General features: G+C 61.6%; 25 protein-coding genes. 10 read left to right on the plus strand and 15 right to left on the minus strand.

Features of this window, described 5'->3' with window-relative positions; all coding sequences use genetic code 11:
• The first annotated feature begins 1 nt into the window (after window position 1).
• Window positions 2–943 (plus strand): zinc ABC transporter substrate-binding protein AztC, encoded by a 942-nt coding sequence (gene aztC, locus CK226_RS09195; RefSeq protein ID WP_095791638.1) that lies wholly within the window; start codon window positions 2–4, stop codon window positions 941–943.
• 225 nt (window positions 944–1,168) lie between these two features.
• Window positions 1,169–1,507 carry a TIGR01244 family sulfur transferase gene (locus tag CK226_RS09200; protein ID WP_095788395.1) on the plus strand — a complete coding sequence of 113 codons (339 nt, stop codon included), beginning with the start codon at window positions 1,169–1,171 and terminating at the stop codon, window positions 1,505–1,507.
• Here the strand turns inward: CK226_RS09200 and CK226_RS09205 are convergent.
• Entirely contained in the window at window positions 1,504–1,971 is a 468-nt protein-coding gene (locus CK226_RS09205) for an Lrp/AsnC family transcriptional regulator (protein WP_095791639.1), read from the minus strand. The genes CK226_RS09200 and CK226_RS09205 overlap by 4 nt on opposite strands.
• A 138-nt stretch (window positions 1,972–2,109) precedes the next feature.
• On the opposite strand from CK226_RS09205, the gene hppD reads away from it, so the two are divergent.
• Window positions 2,110–3,225 (plus strand): 4-hydroxyphenylpyruvate dioxygenase, encoded by a 1,116-nt coding sequence (hppD, locus tag CK226_RS09210; protein ID WP_095791640.1) that lies wholly within the window; start codon window positions 2,110–2,112, stop codon window positions 3,223–3,225.
• A 76-nt stretch (window positions 3,226–3,301) separates the two neighbouring features.
• Window positions 3,302–3,475 carry a type II toxin-antitoxin system prevent-host-death family antitoxin gene (locus CK226_RS09215; RefSeq protein ID WP_280951023.1) on the plus strand — a complete coding sequence of 58 codons (174 nt, stop codon included), beginning with the start codon at window positions 3,302–3,304 and terminating at the stop codon, window positions 3,473–3,475.
• Window positions 3,476–3,490: 15 nt separating this feature from the next.
• Here the strand turns inward: CK226_RS09215 and CK226_RS09220 are convergent, their stop codons facing one another.
• The 4 genes from CK226_RS09220 to hmgA form a co-directional block, all read right to left on the minus strand.
• Window positions 3,491–4,027: a DinB family protein gene (locus CK226_RS09220; protein WP_095770505.1), complete on the minus strand. Its 537-nt coding sequence runs from the start codon at window positions 4,025–4,027 to the stop codon at window positions 3,491–3,493.
• Window positions 4,028–4,047: 20 nt separating this feature from the next.
• Complete coding sequence (locus CK226_RS09225) at window positions 4,048–5,061, minus strand: fumarylacetoacetate hydrolase family protein (protein WP_095791642.1); 1,014 nt, start codon at window positions 5,059–5,061, stop codon at window positions 4,048–4,050.
• A 91-nt stretch (window positions 5,062–5,152) separates the two neighbouring features.
• Window positions 5,153–6,007: an MBL fold metallo-hydrolase gene (locus CK226_RS09230; protein ID WP_179301023.1), complete on the minus strand. Its 855-nt coding sequence runs from the start codon at window positions 6,005–6,007 to the stop codon at window positions 5,153–5,155.
• An 11-nt stretch (window positions 6,008–6,018) separates the two neighbouring features.
• Window positions 6,019–7,332, minus strand: a complete 1,314-nt coding sequence (gene hmgA / locus CK226_RS09235; protein WP_095770907.1) for a homogentisate 1,2-dioxygenase — start codon at window positions 7,330–7,332, stop codon at window positions 6,019–6,021.
• Between the two features lie 117 nt (window positions 7,333–7,449).
• Here hmgA and CK226_RS09240 point away from each other — a divergent pair, with 117 nt between their 5' ends.
• Window positions 7,450–7,935, plus strand: coding sequence for a MarR family transcriptional regulator (locus CK226_RS09240; protein ID WP_095788392.1), 486 nt, complete (start codon window positions 7,450–7,452; stop codon window positions 7,933–7,935).
• A gap of 2 nt (window positions 7,936–7,937) precedes the next feature.
• Here the strand turns inward: CK226_RS09240 and CK226_RS09245 are convergent, their stop codons facing one another.
• The 3 genes from CK226_RS09245 to CK226_RS09255 are packed head-to-tail and all read right to left on the minus strand — an operon-like array spanning window position 7,938 to window position 10,867.
• Window positions 7,938–8,561: a DUF4304 domain-containing protein gene (locus tag CK226_RS09245; protein WP_095791644.1), complete on the minus strand. Its 624-nt coding sequence runs from the start codon at window positions 8,559–8,561 to the stop codon at window positions 7,938–7,940.
• A gap of 31 nt (window positions 8,562–8,592) precedes the next feature.
• The gene (gene tdh / locus CK226_RS09250; protein ID WP_095770509.1) at window positions 8,593–9,627 is read right to left on the minus strand and encodes an L-threonine 3-dehydrogenase; all 1,035 of its coding nucleotides are present in this window, start codon (window positions 9,625–9,627) and stop codon (window positions 8,593–8,595) included.
• Window positions 9,628–9,679: 52 nt separating this feature from the next.
• Window positions 9,680–10,867, minus strand: coding sequence for a glycine C-acetyltransferase (locus CK226_RS09255; RefSeq protein WP_095791645.1), 1,188 nt, complete (start codon window positions 10,865–10,867; stop codon window positions 9,680–9,682).
• Window positions 10,868–11,175: 308 nt separating this feature from the next.
• Between CK226_RS09255 and CK226_RS09260 the strand changes: the two genes are divergently transcribed.
• Window positions 11,176–13,245 (plus strand): EAL domain-containing protein, encoded by a 2,070-nt coding sequence (locus CK226_RS09260; protein WP_095770511.1) that lies wholly within the window; start codon window positions 11,176–11,178, stop codon window positions 13,243–13,245.
• 104 nt (window positions 13,246–13,349) lie between these two features.
• The gene (locus CK226_RS09265) at window positions 13,350–14,054 is read left to right on the plus strand and encodes a polysaccharide deacetylase family protein (protein ID WP_245317978.1); all 705 of its coding nucleotides are present in this window, start codon (window positions 13,350–13,352) and stop codon (window positions 14,052–14,054) included.
• Window positions 14,055–14,072: 18 nt separating this feature from the next.
• On the opposite strand, the gene CK226_RS09270 is transcribed toward CK226_RS09265, so the two are convergent.
• Window positions 14,073–14,501, minus strand: coding sequence for a MarR family winged helix-turn-helix transcriptional regulator (locus CK226_RS09270; protein WP_095788389.1), 429 nt, complete (start codon window positions 14,499–14,501; stop codon window positions 14,073–14,075).
• Window positions 14,502–14,618: 117 nt separating this feature from the next.
• Here CK226_RS09270 and CK226_RS09275 point away from each other — a divergent pair, with 117 nt between their 5' ends.
• Window positions 14,619–15,026 carry a hypothetical protein gene (locus tag CK226_RS09275; protein WP_095788388.1) on the plus strand — a complete coding sequence of 136 codons (408 nt, stop codon included), beginning with the start codon at window positions 14,619–14,621 and terminating at the stop codon, window positions 15,024–15,026.
• A 159-nt stretch (window positions 15,027–15,185) separates the two neighbouring features.
• Here the strand turns inward: CK226_RS09275 and CK226_RS09280 are convergent, their stop codons facing one another.
• Window positions 15,186–17,231 (minus strand): NADH:flavin oxidoreductase, encoded by a 2,046-nt coding sequence (locus tag CK226_RS09280; RefSeq protein ID WP_095788387.1) that lies wholly within the window; start codon window positions 17,229–17,231, stop codon window positions 15,186–15,188.
• A gap of 136 nt (window positions 17,232–17,367) precedes the next feature.
• Here CK226_RS09280 and queF point away from each other — a divergent pair, with 136 nt between their 5' ends.
• Window positions 17,368–17,829: a preQ(1) synthase gene (queF, locus tag CK226_RS09285; protein ID WP_010915503.1), complete on the plus strand. Its 462-nt coding sequence runs from the start codon at window positions 17,368–17,370 to the stop codon at window positions 17,827–17,829.
• Window positions 17,830–17,834: 5 nt separating this feature from the next.
• Here the strand turns inward: queF and CK226_RS09290 are convergent, their stop codons facing one another.
• Entirely contained in the window at window positions 17,835–18,413 is a 579-nt protein-coding gene (locus CK226_RS09290) for a hypothetical protein (RefSeq protein ID WP_095791646.1), read from the minus strand.
• Between the two features lie 323 nt (window positions 18,414–18,736).
• Here CK226_RS09290 and CK226_RS09295 point away from each other — a divergent pair, with 323 nt between their 5' ends.
• The gene (locus tag CK226_RS09295) at window positions 18,737–20,329 is read left to right on the plus strand and encodes a class I SAM-dependent methyltransferase (RefSeq protein ID WP_179301004.1); all 1,593 of its coding nucleotides are present in this window, start codon (window positions 18,737–18,739) and stop codon (window positions 20,327–20,329) included.
• A gap of 217 nt (window positions 20,330–20,546) precedes the next feature.
• Here the strand turns inward: CK226_RS09295 and CK226_RS09300 are convergent, their stop codons facing one another.
• The 4 genes from CK226_RS09300 to CK226_RS09315 form a co-directional block, all read right to left on the minus strand.
• The gene (locus tag CK226_RS09300) at window positions 20,547–21,530 is read right to left on the minus strand and encodes a right-handed parallel beta-helix repeat-containing protein (protein WP_179301005.1); all 984 of its coding nucleotides are present in this window, start codon (window positions 21,528–21,530) and stop codon (window positions 20,547–20,549) included.
• Between the two features lie 294 nt (window positions 21,531–21,824).
• Window positions 21,825–22,304: a DUF3828 domain-containing protein gene (locus CK226_RS09305; RefSeq protein ID WP_095788384.1), complete on the minus strand. Its 480-nt coding sequence runs from the start codon at window positions 22,302–22,304 to the stop codon at window positions 21,825–21,827.
• Window positions 22,305–22,401: 97 nt separating this feature from the next.
• Complete coding sequence (locus tag CK226_RS09310; protein ID WP_095791649.1) at window positions 22,402–24,051, minus strand: ABC transporter substrate-binding protein; 1,650 nt, start codon at window positions 24,049–24,051, stop codon at window positions 22,402–22,404.
• Between the two features lie 44 nt (window positions 24,052–24,095).
• A complete protein-coding gene (locus CK226_RS09315; RefSeq protein ID WP_095791650.1) occupies window positions 24,096–25,646 on the minus strand; it encodes a trimethylamine methyltransferase family protein in 1,551 nt (516 codons plus the stop codon).
• Between the last annotated feature and the right edge of the window lie 18 nt (window positions 25,647–25,664).

Consider the following 25,664-nt stretch of genomic DNA (forward strand, 5'->3'; position numbering starts at 1 on the left):
TATGCTGAGATCCATCCGTGCCGCCCTGGTGATGAGCGTTATAACATTAACTGCCTTTGGCGCATCGTCGGCTTTCGCGGCGCCGCTGAAAGTAGTCGCCAGCTTCACCGTCATTGCCGATTTCGCCAGGAATGTCGGTGGCGACCGCGTCGACATCACCACCATCGTCGGGCCGGATGGCGACGCCCATGTCTATGAGCCGAGCCCGGCCGACGCGGTGGCCATGGCCAAGGCCGATGTCGTTCTGGTCAACGGCCTGCATTTCGAGGGCTTTTTGCAACGGCTGGTCGATGCCAGCGCCACCAAGGCCTCGATCGTCACCTTGACCAAGGGCGTGACGCCAATCGACTTCAAGCCTGAATTCGCCGACGCCGATGCGGCCGAAGGTGCCGGCACCGGGGGCGGCAAGACGGTGACCGACCCGCACGCCTTCCAGTCGATCGCCAATGCCAAGATCTATGTGAAGAACATCGCCGAGGCCTTCTGCGCGGCCGACAGCGAGGGCTGCGTCAGCTACCAGACCAATGCCGCCGCCTACACCAAGAAGCTCGACGCGCTGGAAGGCGAAGTGAAGGCGGCGATCCAGTCGATCCCGGAGGCCAAGCGCGTCGTCATCTCCTCGCATGACGCCTTCGGCTATTTCGAACACGAATACGGCCTGACCTTCCTCGCCCCGCAAGGCATTTCGACCGATTCCGAACCGTCGGCCGCCGATGTCGCCAAGCTGGCCGAGCAGGTCAAGCAGCACAAGGCGGCGGCGATCTTCGTCGAAAACATCACCAACCCGCGCCTGATCGAACAGATCGCCAGCGAAACCGGCATCAAGGTGGGCGGCACGCTTTATTCGGATGCGCTGTCACAGCCTGATGGCCCGGGTTCGACCTATATCGACATGATGCACAACAACATCCGTCAGATCAAAGGTGCCATCCTCGGCAGCTGAGGAGCGCCGTTCTCCGAAAGGCAAAGGCGGTCTCTGCCTTTTTCGGCCCAGGACTTCCGGCTCGACCTGTGGCGCGGTCTGCCCGATCCGTTCCAGGACTGGACGGCTTGAGTTGGAATCTTCGCCGGAAACGTCTATCTCTGCAGAACGATTTCCGCTGGCGGATTGCCGGCTACGTCGGGGAGTGGCAAGACTCCCCGCAAATCAGATTGCGAGGATGCTGCGATGGAATACCGTGAAATCAGCGACGACTATTCGGTCTCTGGCCAGATCCAGCCCGAAGATGTCGCTGCCATCAAGGAAGCCGGTTTCAAGGCCGTCATCTGCAACCGGCCGGATGACGAGCAGCCCGGCCAGCCTTCGGCCAAAAGCATCGGATCGGCGGTCGAAGCCGCCGGTCTCGCTTTCCGCTACATCCCGGTGATCAGCGGCCAGATCACGAAAGAGAATGTCGAGGACCAGGCCGAGGCGCTGGACGAATTGGAAGGTCCGGTGTTCGCCTATTGCCGCTCCGGCGCGCGTTGCACGAATCTGTACGGGCTGATCCAGCAGTCGAAGGGCTAAATCGGCAGCGCGCCGGTCTCCTTCAGCGTCTCCAGCACGATCGCCGTCTTCACATGCTGCACGGATTCGTGCGGCAAGAGCACGCCGTTGACGAACTCCGACAGCGATTTCAGGTCGGGTGTCACCACCTTCAGTATGTAGTCCATCTCGCCGGTCAGCGCGTGCGCCTCCTGCACTTGCGGCAGCCGCGCCACCAATTCGCCGAAGCGTCGCGCATTGTCGCGGTTGTGGGTGGCCAGGGTCACCGAGATGACGTTGACCAGCGAGAAGCCGAGCTTGTCGCGGTCGAGCACTGCCCGATAACCCTTGATGAAGCCGTCCTCTTCGAGCCGCTGTCGGCGGCGCGAGCATTGCGAGGCCGACAGATTTACCCGCTCCGAGAGATCGTTGTTGGTCAATCGCGCATCGCCCTGCAGCAGCGCCATTATCTTGCGGTCAAATTGGTCAATGCGCGTCTCATCCATGGTTTTGTCTCTCAACATGCATGCTTCACGCATGAGATCATCATTTCAAGCGTTTGAATGCAAGCACCATGCGCCCGGCTCCGCGCTATGATGGCTTCAGATGGCCTTTTCAGGCCAAGCCAGCTTTGGAGGAATGCCATGGGTCCCTTCCCGCACGACGCCCCGCCCGCCAAAATCAGCAAGGACAATCCTGCCGGCACCGATGGTTTCGAGTTCGTCGAATTTGCGCATCCGGAGCCGCGGAAGCTCGCCGAACTGTTCACCCGCATGGGCTATGTGGCGGTGGCCAGGCATCGTACCAAGAACATCACCGTCTGGCGCCAGGGCGACATCAACTATGTCGTCAACGCCGAGCCCGGCTCGCATGCGATGAAGTTCGCCGACAAGCACGGCCCGTGTGCCGCCTCGATGGCCTGGCGCGTGGTCGATGCCAAGCATGCGTTCGATCATGCCGTCTCGAAGGGCGCCACGCCTTACGAAGGCGCCGATAAGGCGCTCGACGTGCCGGCAATCGTCGGCATTGGCGGCTCGCTGCTCTATTTCATCGACGCCTATGGCAAGAAAGGCTCGGCTTACGACGCCGAATTCGAATGGCTCGGCGCGCGCGATCCGCGGCCGCAAGGCGTAGGCTTCTATTATCTCGACCACCTGACCCACAATGTCTATCGCGGCCAGATGGACAAGTGGTGGGATTTCTACCGCGAACTGTTCGGCTTCAAGCAGATCCATTTCTTCGACATTGACGGCAAGATCACCGGCCTGGTCAGCCGCGCCATCACCTCGCCCTGCGGCAAGATCCGCATTCCGCTCAACGAATCCAAGGACGAGACCAGCCAGATCGCCGAGTATCTGAAGAAGTACAATGGCGAGGGCATACAGCACATTGCGGTCGGCACCGACGAGATCTATGCCGCCACCGACAAGCTGGCCGCCAACGGGCTGAAATTCATGCCGGGCCCGCCGGAGACCTATTACGACATGTCCTATGCCAGGGTGAATGGCCATGACGAGCCGATCGAGCGGATGAAGAAACACGGCATCCTGATCGACGGCGAAGGTGTGGTCGATGGCGGCATGACCAAGATCCTGCTGCAGATCTTTTCCAAAACCGTGATCGGCCCGATCTTCTTCGAGTTCATCCAACGCAAGGGCGACGAAGGCTTTGGCGAGGGCAATTTCCGCGCTTTGTTCGAATCGATCGAGCAGGACCAGATCAAGCGCGGCGTGATCAAGGTGGATGGCAAGGCGGCCTGAAATCTCAAGCTCGTTTGCGGCTCGATCGGCTTTGATTTAAGTTCCGATCGTAAGAGGTCGAGCCGAGAACGTCTCCATAACCGAAGCCAGGGCTAGACTGCCGGAACTCGTGAGGCGCGCGAAGGCCGGCGAGGAGATCGTGATCACCCGACGCGGCAAGCCGGTAGCGCGTCTCCTCCCGCCTCCGGTGAGGGCGTGCCTTCTGCCACGCATCGGCACCAGTTCAGCCGTTGATGGGCCGACTATTTAAGATGAAAATTGGCGACTAAAGTCCCAGCCGCTCAACCTCCGCCTTCCTCAGCTTCAAATCATAATCGAGCAAAAACTCGTCCAGTTGCGGTGGCACAACCGATGTGCCGGACAGCATGGCGTGCACCTGGCCGCGGTGGTGGATGTCGTGCAGGAAGACATGGGCGAGGATGTCGCCGATCCTTTCAGGGATCATACCGTCCTCGCGCCGGTCGGTGACGACACGGCGATCGAGATCGGCTTCCGACAGGCCATCGCAGAAGGCGATCAGCCGCCGGTCCGCGGCCACCTGAGCGGCAAACAGCGGCTGCGGTTCGTCGAAGGGCGCAAAATCATCATGGGCTGCGGCGCCGACGCCGCCCTCTTCGAGAAAATCGAGATAGAGATAATCGACCGCGAGGATGTGGTTGAGCGTTGCCTTGATCGACGGGAAAAAGCTGGTGCGTTCGGCCTCGAACTCACCCGGCTTGAGCGCGAGCACGGCGCGATAGAGCCGGTCGTTCGACCACAGATTGTTGCCGGCCATGCGGCGCAGATGATCCAGAAGATTCACCGCTGAAACCTCCGTATCCCCTATCCCTGGTATTTCTCGACCTTCTGCTCGATGGCGCCGAAGATCGAATGGCCCGTACTGTCCTTCATCTCGATGCGCACGGTGTCACCAAAGCGCAGGAATGGCGTCCTGGGTTCGCCATTCTCAATGGTCTCGATCATGCGCAGTTCGGCGACGCAGGAATAGCCGGCGCCACCGGCCGAGACAGGCTTGCCCGGCCCGCCGTCGAGCTTGTTGGAAACCGTGCCCGAGCCGATGATGGTGCCTGATACCAGCGGCCTTGTGCGGGCGGCATGGACGATCAGCGCCGGAAAATCGAAGGTCATGTCGACGCCGGCATTGGCGCGGCCGAACGGCTTGCCATTGAGGTCGGCAAGCAGCGGCAGGCTGACCTTGCCGCCGTCCCAGGCGTCGCCCAGCTCATCCGGCGTCACCGCGACCGGCGAAAAAGCCGAGGAGGGTTTTGATTGGAAAAAGCCGAACCCCTTGGCCAGTTCCGGGCCGGTGAGCGCGCGCAACGTGACATCATTGACCAACATGACCAGCCGGATCGCGGCACGCGCTTCATCAAGGCTTGTGCCCATCGGCACATCGTCGACGATGACGGCGACCTCCGCCTCCATGTCGATGCCGAAGGCTTCGTCGGCCATGCGGATCGGATCGCGCGGCGCAATGAAGGAGTCCGAGCCGCCCTGGTAGATCAGCGGGTCGGTCCAGAAGCTCGCCGGCATCTCGACGCCACGCGCTTTGCGCACCAGTTCGACATGGTTCACATAGGCGGACCCGTCGGCCCATTGATAGGCGCGCGGCAACGGCGAATGCGCGTCGTGCTCGTGAAAGCGGGCTGACGGCACCGCATTGTTCTCCAGCGATTCCGCGATTGTCGATAGGTGCGGCGCGATCCGGCGCCAATCGTCGAGTGCCGCCTGCAGCGTGCGCGCCAGGAAGGAGGCGTCGGTGTACTGCGTCAGGTCGCGCGAGACGACGACGAGTTTCCCGTCGCGCGTCCCGTCCTTCAATGTGGCAAGCTTCATGCGGTTTCCTCTCCTTGTGCAGCTTTCACACTGCTTAGTTTCTTTGTCTTGCGCATGATCTCCAGCGAAAACCGGTTTCCACTTTTCGGGATCATGCTAGCGCCACAACAAGGCCGTCGCGGGCGATCGTCAAGTCGCCGGCCCATGTTTTCCTGACAGCAGCAAGCCAATCGGCCTCGACGATCTCGGGGTCGTCGGCGGGAATGAGGTGGTTGAGCACCAGCCTCTTCACGCCGGCATCGCTGGCGATGCGCCCTGCCTCCCCGGCAAAGCTGTGGCTGGCGAGCAGATGTTCCTTGAGCCGAGCGCCATTACCCGTTCTGGCAACCAGCCGCTCGATGCCCTCCTCCAGCATGGCTTCATGGACGAGAATATCGGCATCCTTGGCGAAATCGGCGAGCGGTGGGAAGAAAGCCGTATCGGCGGAGAACACCACGCTTTTGCCGCCTTGGTCGAAGCGCAGGGCAAAGCAGTCAGTCACCGGCGGATGATCGACGCGAAGCGCTGAAACCTTCAGGCCGAGTTGGTCGAGCACATGGCCCTCGGCGAATTCGCTGACCGAAACCAGTTCGCGAATATCAGGCCGGCCCTCATCGACGATGCGGATTTCGATATCGAACTCTATCGCCTGACAGAAGCGCCGCCAGTAATGGCCGGTGCCGGGCGGGCCGAACACGTCGACCGGTGTCGCCAGCCCCGCCGTCCAGGCGGTGTGGACCAGCGGCCCGAGTTCCAGCACGTGGTCGGAATGCAGATGGGTGATGAAGATCAAGTCGAGCGCCTTAAGGCTGATCCCGGCATCGACCAGACCGCGCGTCACGCCGAGCCCGCAATCGACGACGATGGTCCGCCCACCGATCTCAAGCAGCGATGAGCTCGGCCACGGTCCGCCCGGCCGCAGCGCCGGGCCGCCCTTCGAGCCCAGCAGCACCAGCCGGTCCGGCATTGGCTTGCCGCTCAAGACCAGTCGCCCTCGGGCGTGCCATTGAAGCGCTTCTTCAAGTCGGCCCAGCAGTCGATGTAATTGTCCTGCCGGGTTTCCAGTTCGGCGCCGTAGCGGGTCAGCATCTGCGGGAAACGTGTCTCGAACATGAAGGCCATTGTGTTGTCGAGCTTGACCGGTTTCAACTCCGCGCGCGAGGCCTTTTCGAAGCCAGGCGCATCCGGGCCATGGGCCAGCATCAGATTGTGCAGGCTGATGCCGCCCGGAACGAAGCCTTCCTCCTTGGCATCGTACTGGCCGTGGATCAGCCCCATGAACTCGCTCATGATGTTGCGGTGATACCAGGGCGGACGGAACGTATCTTCCGCCACCAGCCAACGCGGCGGGAAGATGACGAAGTCGATGTTGGCGGTGCCTTCCTCGCCGCTCGGCGCCGTCAGCACGGTGAAGATCGATGGATCGGGGTGATCGAACAGGATGGCGCCGACCGGCGAAAACGTCGCCAGATCATATTTGTAGGGCGCGTAGTTGCCATGCCAGGCGACGACGTCGAGCGGCGAATGACCGATCTCGGTGACGTGGAAATTGCCGCACCATTTCACGATCAGCCGGCACGGCGTTTCCTTCTCCTCGAACCAGGCGCAGGGCGTCTTGAAGTCGCGCGGGTTGGCCAGGCAATTGGCGCCGATCGGGCCGCGGTCGGGCAAGGTCAGCTTGGCGCCGTAGTTTTCGCAGACATAGCCGCGCACTTCAGCATCGACCAGTTCGACCTTGAAGACGAGGCCGCGCGGCAGCACGGCGATCTCGCCGGGCCGAAGCTCGATGACACCCATTTCGGTGATCAGACGCAAGGCACCGACCTGCGGGACAACCAGCAACTCGCCATCGGCGTTGAAGAAATGATCGTCGACCATCGATGTGTTGGCGACATAGACATGGGCCGCCATGCCGGTCTGCCCGAGCACGTCGCCGGCCGTGGTGATGCTACGCATGCCCTTGATGAAATCGGTCGGCTCCTTCGGCATCGGCACCGGGTTCCAGCGATACTGGCCAAGCGCCAGTTCGTGATCGCCGACATTCGGCGCTGTCTTCCACAGGGGATAGGTCGCCGCCTTGAAACGGCCGGTGTGCTTGACGCTCGGCCGGATGCGATAGAGCCATGAGCGCTCATTGGTGCCGCGCGGGGCGGTAAAGGGCGAGCCGGAAAGCTGCTCGGCATAGAGGCCGTAGGCCGGCCGCTGCGGAGAGTTCCGGCCTTGCGGCAGTGAGCCGGGCAAAGTCTCGGTCTCAAAATCGTTGCCGAAACCCGGCATGTAGGAAAAGGCCATCCGATCCTCCCTGATCTCGGCTCCAAGCTTCACAAAGCCAAGTCTGCCGGTGATATTGACCAAACTGGTTTCATTTGTAACCATCGAAAATGTAACTATCAACGGCCACGGCACGTCATGGAACCCGACATTCTCGAGCTGGAAAGCTTCCTGCCCTACCGTCTCTACCGGCTTGCCGATGCCGTCAGCCGCGAATTCTCCAGGATTTACCGGGATCGCCACGGCCTGACGCGACCGGAGTGGCGCACGCTTTCAGGCCTCGGCCAGCGCGGCACGATGACCGCGACCGAGCTCGGCGAGCAGTCGGCCATGCATAAGACCAAGGTCTCGCGCGCGGTGGCCGAGCTCGAGCGGCGGCGCTGGCTGACGCGCACGCCTGACGAAAATGATCGCCGGGTCGAGCACCTTGCACTGACCAAAGCGGGGCTTGCCGCCTACCGCGAGATGGTGCCGCTGGCGATAGCGTTCGAGCGGGAGTTGCTGGGTCGACTGGGTGCAGAGGAACGTGCGGCCATTGTGAGCGGCGTGACGGCGCTGGAGGCAAAGTTGACCCCCGAGCAAGGCATAGGCCCACGCCGGGCATCGCCTGTCGATCAATCTTAGAACTAGATTCCAACGTTGGTCGGCAATGCCCCTAGCTTGAAATAGGCGCGCTCCGCTTCGATCATGCCCAGTACATGGCTTCGGAACCGCACCGGGTCGTCAACGACAGCTAGGAGCGACCGCACCTTCGAAGCCGCGTGTCTTCGAACGCTTTTAAACAGCCGACTTGCCGATTCAAAGTCACCAGCCAAGCCTGCCGCTACCCCGGCGTGGAAAGCTGCCCATTCGCCGTACGCGCCCGGTCGCAATTCATTCAAGAGGATCGTCGCAGTCGCCTGCACAGAAGGAAACGTCAGTCGGTGAAACTGATCGATTTCGACTGCCTTCTTGGCCATGTGATCGACCGCGAGCAGAAACTGTGCCGGGCTCTGGAACTGAGCGAAGTCTCCAATGCGCTCAGCGCGATCGAAGGTAAGTGTTTCTGGGAGCGAACCCCAGAGCCAGTGAACGGCTACGTTCAGGTAAGAGCCTTTCGACCAAGAGCTGGGTTGGAACTCGACTACGCTTAGCCAGAAGCCACGGTCAGCCATCCAGATCCGTGACTGACCCTTTCGCCGAAATCCGGCGGGCTGCAATACGGTCTTTGCCTGCGAGGCGATGATACGTCCGTGCTCGTTTTCCGCCATATTGGCCCCCCACAAGCAACCGGCTTAGCGCCTACCAATCCATCACCACCTTGCCCGAACTGCCGCTCCTCATCGCATCGAAGCCCGTCTGGAAATCGTCAATGCCGATGCGGTGGGTGATCAGGCCAGTCACGTCGAGCGGCCCCTGGACCAGTGCGATCATCTTGTACCAGGTCTCGAACATTTCGCGGCCATAGATGCCTTTGAGATGCAGCATCTTGAAGATGACCTTGTTCCAGTCGATCTCGAAGCCGGTCGGCGCGATTCCGAGAATGGCTATCTTGCCGCCATTGTTCATGGTGTCGATCATGTCGCGGAAGGCGGGGGCAGCGCCCGACATTTCCAGGCCGATGTCAAAGCCCTCGGTCATGCCGAGGGCCGGCATGACGTCGCGCAGCTTTTCCTTCGAGGCGTCGACGACATGCTGGACGCCGAGCTTTTTCGCCAGCGCCAGGCGCACCGGGTTGATGTCGGTGATGACTACTTTTCGCGCGCCCACGCATTGGGCGACGAGCGCGCCCATGATGCCGATCGGCCCCGCGCCGGTGACCAGCACATCCTCGCCGACAAGATCGAAGGACAGTGCCGTATGCACCGCATTGCCCAGGGGGTCGAAGATCGCCGCGATCTCGTCCGGCACGTCGTCGGGGATCGGCACGACATTGTGCTGCGGGATCGCCAGATATTCGCCGAAGGCGCCGGGACGATTGACGCCGACGCCGAGCGTGTTGCGGCACAGATGCCCTCGCCCCGCGCGGCAGTTGCGGCAGTGGCCGCAGACGATGTGGCCCTCGCCCGAGACGCGCTGGCCGACCTTGTATTCGGTGACCGCGGCGCCGAAATCCGCCACCGTGCCGACAAACTCATGGCCGGTCACCATCGGCACCGGCACTGTCTTCTGTGCCCACTGGTCCCAATTGTAGATATGCACGTCGGTGCCGCAGATCGCCGTCTTCTTCACTTTGATCAGCACGTCGTTGGGGCCGATCTCCGGCACCGGCACCTCTTCCATCCAGATGCCTGGTTCGGCCTTGGCCTTTACCAGCGCCTTCATCATGTTCGACATTCTTTTGTCCCTTGAATCTCTTGATCCGGAATCGCTTTTCGGCGCTGGCCGCTCACGAAATCACGCCCAGCTCCCTGCCGACCGCGCCGAAGGCCTCGACCGCCCTGTCGATATCGGCACTGGAATGCGCCGCCGACATCTGCGTGCGGATACGCGCCTGGCCTTTCGGCACCACCGGGAAGGAAAAGCCGATGACATAGATGCCGCGCTTCAGCATGCGCGCCGCCATCTCCTGCGCCAGCGTCGCATCGCCCAGCATCACCGGAATGATAGGATGGTCGGCCCCGGCGAGCGTGAAGCCGAGTTTGCCCATCTGCGACCTGAACCGCGCCGCATTGGCATAGAGGCGCTCGCGCAAGGCGTCGCCATTGCGGATCAGCTCGAACACCTTGATCGAGGCGCCGGCGATCGCCGGCATCAGCGTGTTGGAGAACAGATAGGGTCGCGAGCGCTGGCGCAGCCAGTCGACCACTTGCCTCTTGCCCGAGGTGTAGCCGCCCGAAGCGCCGCCGAGCGCCTTGCCCAGCGTACCGGTGATGATGTCCACCCTGCCCTCGACGCCGCAATGCTCAGCCGAGCCGCGGCCTTGTCTGCCGACGAAGCCGACAGCGTGGCTGTCGTCGACCATGACCATCGCATCGTATTTGTCGGCGAGGTCGCAGACGCCCTTCAGGTTGGCGATGATGCCGTCCATCGAAAACACGCCATCGGTGGCGATCAGCCTAAAGCGGCAATCCCTGGCTTCCTTCAGCCGCGCCTCGAGATCGGCCATGTCGTTGTTGGCATAACGGAAACGCTTGGCCTTCGACAGCCGGACGCCATCGATGATCGAGGCATGGTTCAGCGCATCCGAGATGATCGCGTCTTCCTCGCCAAGCAGCGTCTCGAACAAGCCACCATTGGCGTCGAAGCAGGAGCCATAGAGGATGGTGTCTTCCAGGCCAAGGAAGGATGAGATCGTCGCTTCGAGCTCCTTGTGTTCCACCTGCGTGCCGCAGATGAAGCGCACCGACGCCATACCGTAGCCATAGCGATCCAGAGCCTGCGCGGCCGCCTTTCGCAGGTCGGCGCTATCGGCGAGGCCGAGATAGTTGTTGGCGCAGAAGTTCAGCACCTTCTCGCCGCCGACCTCGATCTGGGCCGACTGCATCGAGGAAATCACCCGCTCGGGCTTGTAGAGGCCGGCCGATTTGAGCCCGGCAAGCTCGCTGTCGATATGGGAGAGAAATGCTGCGGTCATGATCGGGCCTCGTTTGACGTGGCCAGACTGTCGTCCGGCCCGCGCAAAAAATCCATCGCAAAAGCGACCGGATGGGGTGGCCGGGCAGCATCGGATGAGACGCACGGGTACAGCCCAGGCCACCAGTTGGGAACACTCGCGCCAACCAATGTTCAAATGCGGGCCGGCGGCGAAAGGAGCCGATAACCATTTCGCGATCTTTCCGCATCTTCCCCTTGCCGTCAGGCTGTCGGTTTCCAGTCCTGTTAACGTTTGCGGCTCAATGGTGGTCATACAGGAATCCGTTGGCAAAAGGGCCGCCCCCGAACATGTCGCAGCAGCCGGTGCAAACCGTTTCAGGCAAGCTCATATTGCTGATCAAGGCGGGCTATTGGCTGGCGCTGCTGATCATTGCGGCCATGGTGGCGGCGTCCTTCGTCTTGCTGCAGCAGACGATGGCCACGCAGCAGCACAACAACACCTTGCTCGACATTGTCGGCACGCAGAAGACCTTGTCGCAGCGCATCGTCTTCCTGGCCGGTGCAACCGGTGCCGCCTCGCGCGACAAGCGGCCGGCATTGGTCAGCGCACTGAAGCAGGCCACCGCCGAGTTCGAGACCAATTACGATCTGCTGCTCGAGCAGACCGGTGCGGATCCGCAATCGCCGGCCAAGTTCGATGCGAAGTCGATCGAGAGCGTGCTTTTCGCCAAACCCTTCCATCTCGATTATTTCTCGGTCGGGCTGATCGCCAATGGCGACCGCCTGATCTCAGCCCTTGAATCGCAACTCAATCTCGACAATGACGGCTACAAAGGCAGCGCAGAACGCGTCAACCTCGATGCCTCGGTCGCCAACGCCACCTTGTCGGGCTATGCCGCGCTCGGACAGCGCATCAGCGCCGATGCCGACGAGCGCTCCGAAAAGCTGCTCGCGCTCCACCGCACATTGTTCTACGCCACCCTCGGCGTCATCCTGCTGGTGGCGCTGTTCATCTTCAGGCCGATGTCCAACGCGATCCTGCGCAAGACACGTGAACTGGTCGATGCGCGCAATTCGATGGCCTTCATCGCGGTCCATGACGGCCTGACCGGCCTGCACAACCGCACCTTCCTGACCGATCATTTCGACACGCTGATCAAGGGCGCGCACCGCCGGCGCGAACGGCTGGCGGTGGTCCAGCTCGACCTCGACCGCTTCAAGCAGATCAACGATACGCTCGGCCACGCCGCCGGCGACTATGTCCTGGTCGTCACAGCCCAGCGCATGCGCGATTCCTGCCGGGCGTCGGATCTGTGCGCGCGGCTCGGTGGTGACGAATTCGTGATGATCCTCAACGGAGCGGGCAGCACCGAGGACATCAACATGCTAGCGCGGCGCATCCTGGCGCATATCAACGAACCGATCGTCTTCCAGGGCACCACCATCCTTCCGGGCGCCAGCGGCGGCATCGCCGTCTATCCGATCGACGCCGACAACGCGCAGGACCTGCTCGTCCATGCCGATCTGGCGCTATACTCCGCCAAGAAAATGGGCGGCGGCAACTTCTCGTTCTTCTCGGAGGAGTTGCGCCGTGAGCTCGACTACCGCAAGCAGCTCGAACACGACATCAAGGTCGCCATCTCCGAGCGGGCATTCCAGGTTTATTTCCAGCCGCAGGTTTCCTTGACCGACGGCACGATCAGCGGCATCGAGGCCCTGGTGCGATGGAACCATCACGAGCGCGGCATGATCTCGCCGGGCGAATTCATTCCGGTCGCCGAGAAATGCGGCTTCATGCCGGAGATCGGCCGCATCGTCATCAGCAAGGCGATCAACGAAGCCGCCGAATGGAACCGCGCCGGGATTGCCTTCGGACGGCTTGCCGTCAATGTCTCGGGCACCGAGCTGCGCGAGCACGATTTCGATGCGTTTCTGTTCGAGACGCTGGAAAAGGCCGGACTGCCGCCGCAGAAACTGTCGCTGGAAATCGTCGAATCCGTCATTCTCGACGATGAGAAGACAGGCATCGCGGCGAAACTGCGTCACATCAGGGCAGCCGGCGTCCACCTGGAACTCGATGATTTCGGCACCGGCTATGCGTCGCTCAGCCACGTCAATCCCAATGAGATCGACCGGCTCAAGATCGATCGCCGCTTCGTCCAGAATATCCATGAGAATGGCGACAACTCGAAGATCGTGCGCGCCATCACCGAGCTTGCCCGGGGGCTGGGCATCTCCATCGTCGCCGAGGGTGCTGAAACCGAGGCCGAACTCGACTCGCTGATGGCGATCGGCTGCGACCAGGTACAGGGCTATTCCATCGCCTTTCCGATGCCGCAGGACAAGGCGCTGGAATGGCTGACCGCCCGCATGCCGAAGAAGGCCAAACTGCGGGTCTTGCAGGGCAGCCTGGCGTAACTGCCCGCCTTGACAATCAGCCGCCGAAATGGCGGCCTGCGGCAAGTGCAACCGGATCGCTGGAGCTTATGACATTCTTTCGGTTTGTCCTGGCGGCCATTCTGATGTCCGCGCTGCCGGCCCATGGGGCGGACCGCATCATCTATCTCACCTTCGACGACGGCCCGCTGAACGGCACCAGCAACATCCTCGACGTGCTGCAGGCACAGCAGGTTCCGGCAACACTGTTCATGGTCGGCATGCATGCCGAGGCCAGTGCGTCCACCAAGGCGCTGGTGCGGCGCGCCAAGGCGATGCCGCTGGTGACGATCGGCAACCACAGCTACAGCCACGCCTATAATCACTACCGGCACTTCTATGGCGATACGGAAGGGGTGGTTGCAGACATGCTCATGGCGAATGCCGTGCTGGGCCTGAAGCCTGCGGTGCATGCACGACTGCCGGGGCGCGATGTGTTCCGGCTGCCCTCTATGTCAAAGGACGACAACTCGCTCGGACCCGCGCAAGCCGGCCGCGAGGACCCCGACTACGAGTTCGTCGCCGCTTCCGGCTTCTATCTGTATGGCTGGGATCATGAATGGGTGCACAAGGACAACGGCGAGCCGGTGCAGAGCGTCGATCATCTGGTCAGCGAGATCGATCATCTGTTCGGCTATGGCCACTTCGACAAGCCCGGCAGGCTGATCCTCTTGATGCATGACGAGATGTTCCAGGACGGCTTTGACGGCAAGACGAAGCTTACCGACCTGGTCACCGCGCTGAAGCTGCGCCATTACGCCTTCGGAGCGATCCCGAATTATGACAACTGAGCCGATGGTCCGGTATTCCTAGCTTTCGACATTGTCGCGTAGCGCCGCCAGTACCTGCGCAAACTCCGCCAGGCGCTCGTCGGGCAGCCCTGTGCGAAGCCGCCTGTCGAAGGCAAGCGCGGCCTGCCGCAACGTCTCGAACAGCGCTTCTCCCGCTTGCGTCAGTTCGACCTGATGGACCCGGCGGTTGACGGGATCGCGTCGGCGAGTCAGCAGGCCCTGCGCTTCCATCGCATTGAGGTGGTGGGTCAGCGTCGCCCCCTGGATGCCGATCATGCCGGCAAGTTCGCGCTGATTGGCGAGCTCGCTCGACTTGACCGACAGCAGCGTGAGCCAGACCGGCAAGGTGCCGCCCGCTTCGACCAAAGCGGCGTCGAAGGCCTGGGCGACAAGTTTGGCCGTGCGGCCGAGGTTCATGCCGATTGGCGGGCGTTCAAAGGGCGTCATTGCCGGACACTAGACGGTGTTTTTCCCAGATGGAACTGACTCCCGCTTTATACATTGACATCTAACTGTTAGATATCTAATTGTTAGATACCCCCCACAGATGAGAGGAGAGCCGTCATGGAATATGTCTACATCGTCGTCATCGGTCTTCACGTCATGACAGGGGTGTTCTGGGCCGGCACCACCATCACGCTTGCCCGCGATCCCGAGATCAAGGCGGAACGCTTCATCCAGCCGCAGATGGGCGCGGCCGGCATGGTTTTCCTGACCGGGGCGCTGCTGTGGTATTTCTTCCATGGCGCTTATTTCGGCTCGATGGAAATGGTGCTGGCGCTGGGTATCCTGGCCGCTTTCGCCGCCGCCGGCGTGCTCGGCGCCATGGTCAGGGCGCCCAGCCGGCGGCTTGCCGGCGCCAATGCGGAAATCGAAACGCAACTGCGGGCCAGAATGGCCCTGGGCGAACGCATCGCTGCGTGGCTGCTGGTGGTCACGGTGCTGTGCATGGCGATCGCCAGGATGGTCTGAGCACCGTCCACGCCAAAAAGCTCCGAGATCGCACGTTGCCCGGCGATGAGCCAGTGACGTGCGGGCGCGCGGCCAGGCCGGCATACATGGGCTCTCGTATGCAGGTCCGACCGCGCGCCACCAACACCACAAATTGCGCCAGCCCGAGCTGGCCTTGCATCAGAACCGCAAGCCGAACCTGATGCCGTCATAGATGGCGGCGTGAATGTTACGCGAAGCGACCGCATCGCCGATGCGCAACAGCACGAAGCCTGCTTCGGGGTTGCGTGCTGGGAAAATGTCGCCGCCGGCGACCAGACGTTCATAGTCGATCGCGCCGCCATTCTTCGAAAGCGGCTTCAGGCTGAGGTAAAGATCGTCGAGCGGCGCCGTGCCATGCTCGACCACCACCTGGTCGACCCTGCGTTCCCCGCGCCAACCATCGGCAAAGTCCGAAGCGAGTTCGGCGACCAGTTGGTTGCCCTCGCGCCGCACCGAGCGCAGGCGCGTGTTGATGGTGATGGTGACGCCTTTCTCCTGGAAAGCGCGCATATACGGCACGTGGTTCATGCCGCCCATTTCGGGGGCGAAGAAACGCTCCGGCGAGACCAGCTCCAGCCTCGCACCGCTGTTGGCGATCAGCTCGGCCGCCCCCATGCCCTGATGGCCGCCATTGTCGTCAAAGAGCAGAACGTTTTCGGCCGGCTTGACGCTGCCGGCCATGATGTCCCAGCTCGACGTGACGAGATTGTCGCCGCTCGTCAACGGCGGGTTCTGCGGCAGGCCGCCGGTGGCGACGACCACAACATCGGGCGCCAGTGCCAGAACATCGTCCTTTTCCGCCCAGGTGTCGTAGCGGATCTCGACGCCGAGCCGATCGAGTTCGGCCAGCCGCCAGTCGATGATGCCGATCAGCTCCTTGCGGCGCGGATTCTGCGTTGCCAGACGGACCTGGCCACCCGCTTGCGAGGATGCCTCCAGGATCGTGACCTGGTGGCCGCGCTCGGCTGCGACACGCGCCGCCTCCAGTCCGCCGGCCCCAGCACCGACGACGACCACTTTCCGCTTCGGCCCTTCGGTCTTGACGATGATGTGCGGAATCTCGGCCTCGCGGCCGGTCGCCGCGTTGTGAACGCAGAGCGCCTCGCCGCCTTCGTAGATGCGATCCAGACAATAGGTGGCGCCGACACAGGGGCGGATCTCGTGCTCGCGGCCTTCCATCACCTTCCTGATGATGTGCGGATCGGCAATATGCGCACGGGTCATGCCGACCATGTCGAGCTTGCCGGTAGCGATCGCATGGCGCGCGGTGGCGACATCGGAGATGCGCGCCGCATGAAAGGTCGGGAACTTTGTCGCGGCCCTCACCTCGCCGGCAAAATCGAGATGCGGCGAAGACCGCATGCCGGTCACCGGAATAACCTTGGTCAATGCCGCGTCGCTCTCGATCGAACCGCGGATGATGTTGAGGAAATCGACCTTGCCGGAGCCGGCCAGCCGCCTGGCGATCTCGACGCCTTCCTCCTTCGACAGGCCTTGCGGAAAATCCTCGTCGGCGACCATGCGGATGCCGACGACGAACTTTTCGCCGACTGCCGCGCGCACCGCATCCAGCACCATGTTGGTGAAGCGCAGGCGATTGTCGAGCGAGCCGCCATACTCGTCATCGCGATGATTGGTGGCCGGCGACCAGAAGCCATCCATCAAGTGGCCGTAGGCCTCGAACTCTATGCCGTCGAGGCCGGCGGCCTGACAGCGCTGCGCAGCCGACGCATAGTCGGCAACGATGCGTTCGATGTCCCAGTCCTCGATGGTTTTTGGGAAAGCGCGGTGCGCCGGCTCGCGCACCGGCGAGGCCGAGAGCACCGGCAGCCAGTCGGCCTTGTTCCAGCCGGTTCGGCGGCCAAGATGGGTGATCTGGATCATCACCTTGCAGTCATGCTCGTGGCAGGCATCGGCGAGTTCGGCCAGCCACGGCACGATGCGGTCATCATAGACATGCAGATTGCCGAAGGCCGCTGGACTGTCGCGCGAAACGATGGCCGAGCCGGCGGTCATGGTCAGCGCCATGCCACCCCTGGCCTTCTCGGCATGGTAGAGCCGATAGCGTTGTTTCGGCATACCGTCCTCGGAATAGGCCGGCTCGTGGCTGGTCGACATCACCCGGTTCTTCAGCGTCAAATGCTTGAGCTGGTAGGGCTGAAGAAGCGGGTCGTTGCTGGTCATCGTCTTCCTGCGGTTTCAAATTGCGCTGGAGCAGGTGCTGCAGCATTCCCTAATTTAAGCATCGGATTCGTCTGAAAACCGCTGCGCACGTTTCGGTCCGATGCTAATGAGCGGAAAATTCGAAGGAACCCTGCCCATGATCGATACCAAAACCCTTACCCAGCTCGGCGCGCACGTCGAGACGCCACAGAGCCCCGAAGCAGCGGTCCTGGAAACCGTGCCGTTTTCGCGCGGCGACGGCCCGCCGGCGATCGTGCGCTTCACCTGCCCGGAGTTCACCTCGCTGTGCCCGGTGACCGGCCAGCCGGATTTCGCCCATATCGTCATCGACTACGCACCCGATGCGGCTTTGGTGGAATCGAAGTCGCTGAAGCTGTTCATGACCTCGTTTCGCAACCACGGTGCCTTCCATGAGGATTGTACCGTCATGATCGGCCGCCGCATCGTGGCAGCAACCAAGCCGCTGTGGTTGCGCATAGGCGGCTATTGGTATCCGCGCGGCGGCATTCCGATCGACGTTTTCTGGCAGACCGGCGCTCCACCTGAAGGCGCCTGGCTGCCGGACACGGGCGTCGCCCCCTATCGCGGGCGCGGCTGAGCCCCTCATTCGCACTGATATTGGCTGAGCGCCCATTCTCCGGTCACCGACAGAAGATCGGAAATCTTCCAGTCACCGGCTACCTTCTTGAGCTTCCATTCGAGACGGTGCTGGTGACCTTCGACAACGAACGCGACGACCACCTTGGCCTCGTCGTCGTTGACGGCCTCGACCGAACGCAGACTCCGGTCGACGGCGAGCTTGTCGTAGTCGGCGTTGTCGAGTGCCATGTTGGGGTCGAGGCATTCGCCCTCACCCGAAGCGCGCAGCGCGTCACTCTTGTCGAGCACGGTTTTCGCTGGATCGATGAAGTTCTTGCGTTGGGCTGGATCGAGTTCCAGCCCGGGATGTTCGTAAAAGGGCTTCACCACTGCCGTCGGCGATCCCGGCAGAACGGGCGCCGCCGGCGGCAACTCGACCGGCTTTTCCTGCGGCGCCGGCGTTGCGGCAGGAGGCGTAGCGGTGCTGTCTGGAGGCTGGCCGCCGGCGGACGGCGCGTTCGGCGGCGGTGAGCCTAACAGACCTTGAGCGGCGGCGGCGCAGGTCAAAACGCACACGATCACCAGGGCCATAAGACGGGCCATCGCATCACTCCAGGCTTCGAAAGGTCATGCGTTCAGGCCGGCGGAATGTCCAGCCTTTGGTCGTCGAAACCTAGTCACAAAGATGCAGAATTTGAGGAAGCCAACAAGCACTTCGAGGCGAACGGTTCGCGCGGCTGCCCGCGCCAACCGTTCAAGAACAATCGTTTCAGCGGAACTATCGGCAGATCATCGGCGAATCATCGGCAACGCAAACGACGCCAATGCCTGCCGGCACCAAGAAACCTACAGCCATGTCTGGCTGGCGGGTTTGCGTATATTGTGCCAGTACCCTTGCAGGTTCCGTCAACAAGGAAGACCGTCTCTTGAACTATCTAGACGCCTTGGGGCTAACCCATGAAACGCTTCGGCCGGCCAACTATTGCGAGATCGGCTGCAGACTGGGCTATAGCCTGGCTCTGTCAAGAGTTCCGGCCATAGGCATAGATCCCGACTACGAGATCAAGGTCGCGTTGACCGCCCCCACGCGGTTGTTCAACACCACCAGCGACAGTTTCTTCGCACGCGACGACGTGGCGCAAATTCTCGGGGCACCCATCGATTTGGCGTTCATCGACGGGTTGCATCTTGTCGAATTCGCACTGCGCGATTTCATGAATCTGGAGAAGCATGCCAGCCCAGACAGCGTCATTGTCATTAATGACCTGCTGCCGCAGCACATGGATTACGCGTCACGGCAACGCAATACAACGATCTGGACTGGCGATGTCTATCGCCTGATACCTATTCTTCGCCACTACCGGCCCGATCTGGACATTCGGGTTTATGATGTCGACATGAAGGGTTTCGGCCTGGTGACCCGGCTCGATCCGTCGTCGGACGTGCTCACCGCCAACTATGGCGCCATCGAAGCCGACATACTGGCTGGGAAGTGGTCATTTCCTAGCGTCGCAGCCATCCGCGACCACATGCAACCACGCGCCACGGATCTGTTGGCTAACGATCTTGGGATCATCGCGGCACTGCGCGCGACCAAGGCTTCGATGCAATCGGACCGGCGCGTGGTGCCAGCATTGTCGCAGCGCAGGCCGCGCCTCTCGGTCATCATCTGTGCCTACGAGATGGCGCGCGAGGCACCCCGCACGATCCTGTCCGCGACCGCTCCCTATCAGAAGGGACTGAGGTCGGATGAATACGAAGTCATCGTCGTCGACAACGGCTCAAGCACGCCGCTCACATACGAAAATCTGCCACCAAATGCGCAAATCGTAAGAGCACCAGACCCCAGGCAATCCCCGGTGTTTGCTCTGAATTGGGCTGCGCGCGAAATCGCCAAGGGGGAGATTTTGTTGTTTGCCATCGATGGTGCCCGCATATTCTCCGAACGACTGATCGATGAGAGTGTAAAAGCTCATGGCAGGATGGAGGATGCCTTTGTGTTCTCGCTGTCCTGGCACATTGGTCCCAAGGTGCAGATGCAGTCGGTGCCGGAAGGATATGGGGCGGAGATCGAAGATGGATTGATCCGTGCCGTGCGCTGGCCCGACGAGTCGGACGGGCTGTTCGGGATTTCGGTATTTGCCGGCTCCTCAAGCAGTGGTTTCTTCGGCGGCATCACGGAAAGCAATTCTTTCTCGATAAGCCGCACATTGTTCGACCGACATGGCGGCTTCGACGAACGTTTCACGTCCCCAGGCGGCGGCTTGGCAAATCTCGAGATATTTCGTCGCTACGTGACGCGCCCTGACGCGCGCAATGTCTGCCTGCTCAGCGAGGGGACGTTTCACCAGGTCCATGATTCCGTGGCGACCTCGGGCAAAAACAGGTGGGAGGCTTTTGCCAGCGAATACGAGGCAATCTTTGGCGGTCCCTATCTCAGGCCTTCATATCATTGCTTTTATCAGGGAAAGCCGCGCGCCGGTATGGTTCCATTTATCCTGCAATCGCTTCAGGGTTGATTGCCGGTCGCCGGCGAAACGCGATCGATCGGGTTTCAAGATGTTGCTTGCGGCCAGGCAGCCTGAAGGCTGCCAGCGCGGCGCCATGCAACACCGACACCGCGTGGCTAGCTGAAGCACGCCCAAAGTCCGTGGAAAGCTTGGTCTTCAGGTCTTACTGCATTCCACCGGACAGCGAGCACGGCCCGGTGGAATGGTGTGTCATGCAACAGAGCGCTTATTGCAGCGGTGCGCCTCCAGGTCCAGGGAATGCCGTCAGCGGCGTGCCATCCGAGACATTTCCGGAAATCATGTTGTTCTTGAAAGACTGCACCACACCCGATCCGCTAGAGCCGACACCGGTCACGTTGGCGAACACGGTCGATCCGCCAAGAGTGACGATCGAACTGCCGGCGCCGCTGGCAGCCGCACCATTGGCATTCACGCCCACGCCGGCATTGGACGACACCGTCGTATTTGTTACCGTGGCGCGGACCTGGGAGGCTGCGGCAACCGTCTTCACGGTCACGCCGTTGCCGCCGTTCCCGCTGACCAGGCTCGCTGTCAACGCCATATTTATGGCCAGGGTGTCACCCGTGCCATCGACGGTGATGCCGGCGCCGTTGTTTGTGACCTCCGTTCGCGTGAACGCAGCATTTATCCCAACGGCGCCAGTCGTCTTGATCAGGATGCCATTCGTGGCTGCCTCGGATATCCGGGTATTGCTGATATAGATTTCGGTGGGTCCGTTCGGCGCGACTTCCACGCCCTGGCCAGTGACCCGCTGGATGATCGAATCCTCGATATGCAGTTGGCCCTGACCAAGGAAGCGTACGCCATTTAGGCCTGTGCCTACGCCATCGATATCCAGCCCCCTGAGATGCACAACGCTTCCAGCCGGAGCGTTGACAATGACACCATTGGTTCCGGCGGAGAGAACCCCGCCTTCCGTATAGACACAGTCGATCGTAATCGACTTGGTGATTGTCACCGTACCGAAGCCACCGGGATCGAGGCAGTTGATCTCCCCGCTGACGGCCGTCTTCGAGATCGCGCCGGCAAAGGTCTTGCAAGGCGCCGTGCGGCTGCACGGATTGGCGTCGTCGCCGACGCCGGAAACCCAGGTCCGGGTCGCTTGAGCGGAAGCCGGCGTGGCGATCACCGCCATCGCCAAGGCGAGAAACAGCGAAGATAATAGGTAGCCTAGAATTTTCATGATCATTCCCCCTAAATGGAACAAGAGATTCGTTCACAACCAAGCGGAGGAAGTCTAGCGCTTCGCCTCGTCAAAAGCAACGTGATGTCAAAACCGGATCGCTGATTTGAATTTCTCGTGCGCGTGGCGATCCGCCAAGCTACGCAACCGCCATCATGCCATTGTTACATCGCCTTCACACTACATTCGAAGTGCTTGGCGTTCCACGAAATTTAGAAAGCTTCGCGCGTCGGGGATGCCGAGTGGCGACACGAAACCGTCGATTCGACACCCCGGCCGGAACGGCCAAGGCCCATGGCATCACTCCGGATCTTGGCCCGCCATGCATTCGAGCTGGCTCAGCGTCCAGTCGCTGGTCTTCGAAGCAATGTCCGATACCTTCCACTTGCCGTCGACCTTCTTCAATGACCAGTGCATTTCGCGTTGCGAATCGTCACCGTCCGAAAACAGCTTGAAGCTTGCCACCACTTGTGCCGTGTCGCCATCCACCGTCTCGGACAATTTCAGGGTCTTGGAGACCGTCTTCTGATCGAAATCCTGCGCATCAAGACCGGGGTCGAAGTCGATGCAGGCGACCTGGTCGGGATTCTTCTTGGTCGCCTGGTCATTGAGATCGAACAGTTTCGTCACCGGCACGGTGAAGCGATCCCGGTATTGTGCATCGGCCTCGAATTTGACCGCCGGAACATAGAAGAACTTCACGGCGTCCGACGCCGGTCCGGCGAAGGCGGCCGCGGGTAAGGCTATCGCGAGGGCGGCAAGGAGCACTGTCCGTCTCATGCAGAATCTCCGGCTTTTGATGGCTTGACGCAATCAATACCACGCATCCTGCATACCGGCTTTTTTGCCGCTCATGAAGCCCCTGCCCGGCCTCCTTTCAGCCGTCGAGCCAAACGTTCTGGAGGTCCATCTCGAAGGTCTGGTGGACGCCGTAGTTCTTCACCTTCTTGCTGGTGTGGCTGTAGAGCTTCTGCCAGAACGGCTGGATGATGACTCCGGAGTCCTGCAGGATCTGCTCGACATCCTTCATTACCTCCTTGCGCTTGGCGACGTCGATCAGCGAGAGCGCCTGTTTGAGCTTGGCGTCGAAATCGGGATTGGAATAGGCCGACTCATTCCACGCCTCGCCGCTGCGATAACCCAGCGCCAGCACCTGGACGCCGAGCGGACGCATGTACCAGATGGTCATCGAATAAGGATATTTCGTCCAGTCGTTCCAGAAGGTCGACCCCGGCAGCACCGTGCGCTTCACCTTGATGCCGGCATCGCGCAATTGACCGGCGATCGCGTCGCCGGTGTTCTTCTGCCAATCGTCCTCGATGGTGATCAGTTCGTGCTCGAAGTCGGCCTGACCGGCTTCCGCCATCAGTTTCTTGGCACCGGCGGCGTCACGTTCCTTTTTTGGCAGGGGATAATATTCCGGATGGATCGGGCTGACATGATGGTTCTCGCCGACCGTGCCGCGCCCGGCATAGCCGAGCTGCAAGACGGCATTGTTGTCGACGGCCATCTGCAGAGCGTTGCGCACCCGCTTGTCGTCATAGGGCTTGTGCGTGATGTTGGTGCGGGCAACTAGTGTCGTTGCCGTCGCAACCTCGGATTTCTGCAGGCCCATCTTGTCGAGAATGTCGATGAAATCGGCCGGGCTCTCGAAATTGAGGTCGATCTCGCCGGAATCGAAAGCGTTCACCGTGGCATTGAAGTCGGTGCCGTAGTCGACGAATTCGACGCCGTCGAGAGGCGCCTCGCCACCCCACCATTTGCCGTTCTCGCGGCGCTTCACCACCGCCTTCTGGCCGACATCGTAAGAGACGAGTTCGAACGGACCCGTGCCGATCGGCTTCTTGACCGGATCGGCGCCGTCGGCATCGAAGTTGCGGTGGACGACGAGCGCGGGATAATCGGTGAAGTTCGGGATCAGCGAAATGTCGGGTTCGCTAAGCTTCAGCTTGACGGTGTGGTCGTCGACCTTGGTGATCGCGCCGTCCCTCGCCTTGCCGGTTTTTGCGTCGATCAGCGCGCCGACGCGTGCGGCCATCGAATTGCCGGCGACGCCTTTCTCGCACCAGCGCGCCAGATTGTGGGCGACGTCATCGGCATTGAAGGCATCGCCATTGTTCCAGGTGATGTCCTTGCGCACATGCAGGACATATTCGGTGGCGTCGTCGTTGATATCCCAGCTTTCGAGCAGCACCGGCTCGAAGGTGAATTGCCTGGTGTAGCGCACCAGCGGCTCCAGCCAGCTGCGCGAAATGTTGGCCAGTTCCACCCAGTCGTAGGTGCGCGGGTCCTTCTGCGCCTTGACCGACATCGAGACGCGCAGCGTGCCGCCCTTCTTCGGCTCCTCGGCCTGGGCCTGTGGCGGCGCGGCAAGACCGATCATGCCATAGGCAAGAGCCGTCGACGCACCGAAGGTGCTTGCCAGCGCCAGGAACTCACGCCGGTCCATGCGGCCGGCACGCGCCTCCTGCGCCATGGCCTCGATAGCGCTGGGGACGCGATCGCCGTTGCTTGTGAAAAGTGTCATTTTCTTCCTCCCTTATGGTCCCCGTCGGATCTTCGCCCTTTGCGTCAACTCACCGTATCCGGCAGCTTCTCCTCGCGCCGCGCGATCAAATCCCTGAGACCCTCGGCAATACCCTCGTCGAGCTTCGGTTCCTCGTAATCGGCGAGCATGTTGCGCGCCTTCTCGCGGCCGCGCGTGTCGTGGTCCTTCGCCCCTTCGGCATTCCATTGTTCGTAGGAGTTGAAATCCATGATCGAGGGCATGAAGAAGGCGGACTCGAAATGTTCGAGCGTGTGCTGGGTGCCGAGGAAATGGCCCTGCGGCCCAACCTCGCGGATCGCAGCCATGGCCTCCTTGAAATCGTCGAAGGACACCCCCCCGGCGTATTTGTACCAGCCGACAAGCTGCTCGCAGTCCGTCGCGAATTTCGAATAGCCGCAAGTCAGGCCGGCTTCCAGCCAGCCGGCGGAATGCCAGATGTAGTTGGCGCCGGACAGGATGGCGGCATGCATGAGCATGTTCGATTCGTAACCCGCCTGAGCGTCGTTCAGCTTCGAGCCGACATGGAATCCCGAGGTGCGCCACGGCAGCCGGTATTTCCGCGCCAGCGCGCCCATCAGATACATCATCTGGGCGGCCTCCGGGGTGCCGCCCATCGGCGCGCCGGTCTTCATGTCGACCGTGACCATGAATTGGCCGTAGATTTGCGGCGAGCCTGGGCGGATGAGCTGGGTCAGCGCCACGCCGGCAAGCGCCTCGGCGTTGACCTGCGCCACCGCGCCGACGGCAGAAGCCGAGGTCGAAGCGCCGCACAGCGCGAAAGGCGCCAGGATCAGCGGCTGGTTGTGGCTCGCGTAGACCCGCATGGCGTCGATCATGGTGGCGTCCCATACCAGCGGCGAATTGCAGTTGGTGATTGCCACCAGCACAGGGTTGTCGCGTACGAACGCCTCGCCAAAGACGATGCCGGCCATCGCCATCGTGTCCTCGGCGCGCTCCTTCGACGTCACGATGCCCATGAACGGCTTGTCGGAATGCTTCAGCGCCGAGTGGATGATGTGCAGATGCCGTTTCGGCACCGCGATTTCCATCGGCTCGCAGATCACCGAGCTCGAGGAATGCAGCGCCGGCGCCATGTAGGCCATTTTGTGGAAATTGTTGAGGTCGGCGAGCGTGCCATAGCGCCTGACATTGTCGAGGTCGCGGACGTAGGGCGCGCCATACATCGGCACGAAAATCGAGTTCTTGCCGCCGACGCGCACGGTGCGCTCGGGGTTGCGTGCATTGAGCGTGAACTCCGACGGAACCTTCGAGACGAGCTCCATCAGCAGCGCGCGGTCGATGCGGACACGCGTCTCCCTGACGTCGGCACCGACCGCCTTCCAGAGTTCGATCGCGCCGTCGTCGCGGAATTCGCAGCCCACCTCCTCGAGGATCTTGAGCGATTCCTCGTGGATCAGTTCCACCGCCTCGTTAGGCACGATCTCATAGACGGGGATGTTGCGAACCAAGGTCGGAAAGGAAGCGATCGGCGCGCTTCTGAGCGCCTTGCGGCCAACACGGCCACCGCCGCGGCGGTGGGTCTGTTCGGTCAATTCGACGGCCGGTACGTTCATGGAGCCTCCTTCTTCCCG

The sequence above is a fragment of the Mesorhizobium sp. WSM4311 genome (assembly GCF_002295115.1).
Lineage (GTDB): Bacteria > Pseudomonadota > Alphaproteobacteria > Rhizobiales > Rhizobiaceae > Mesorhizobium.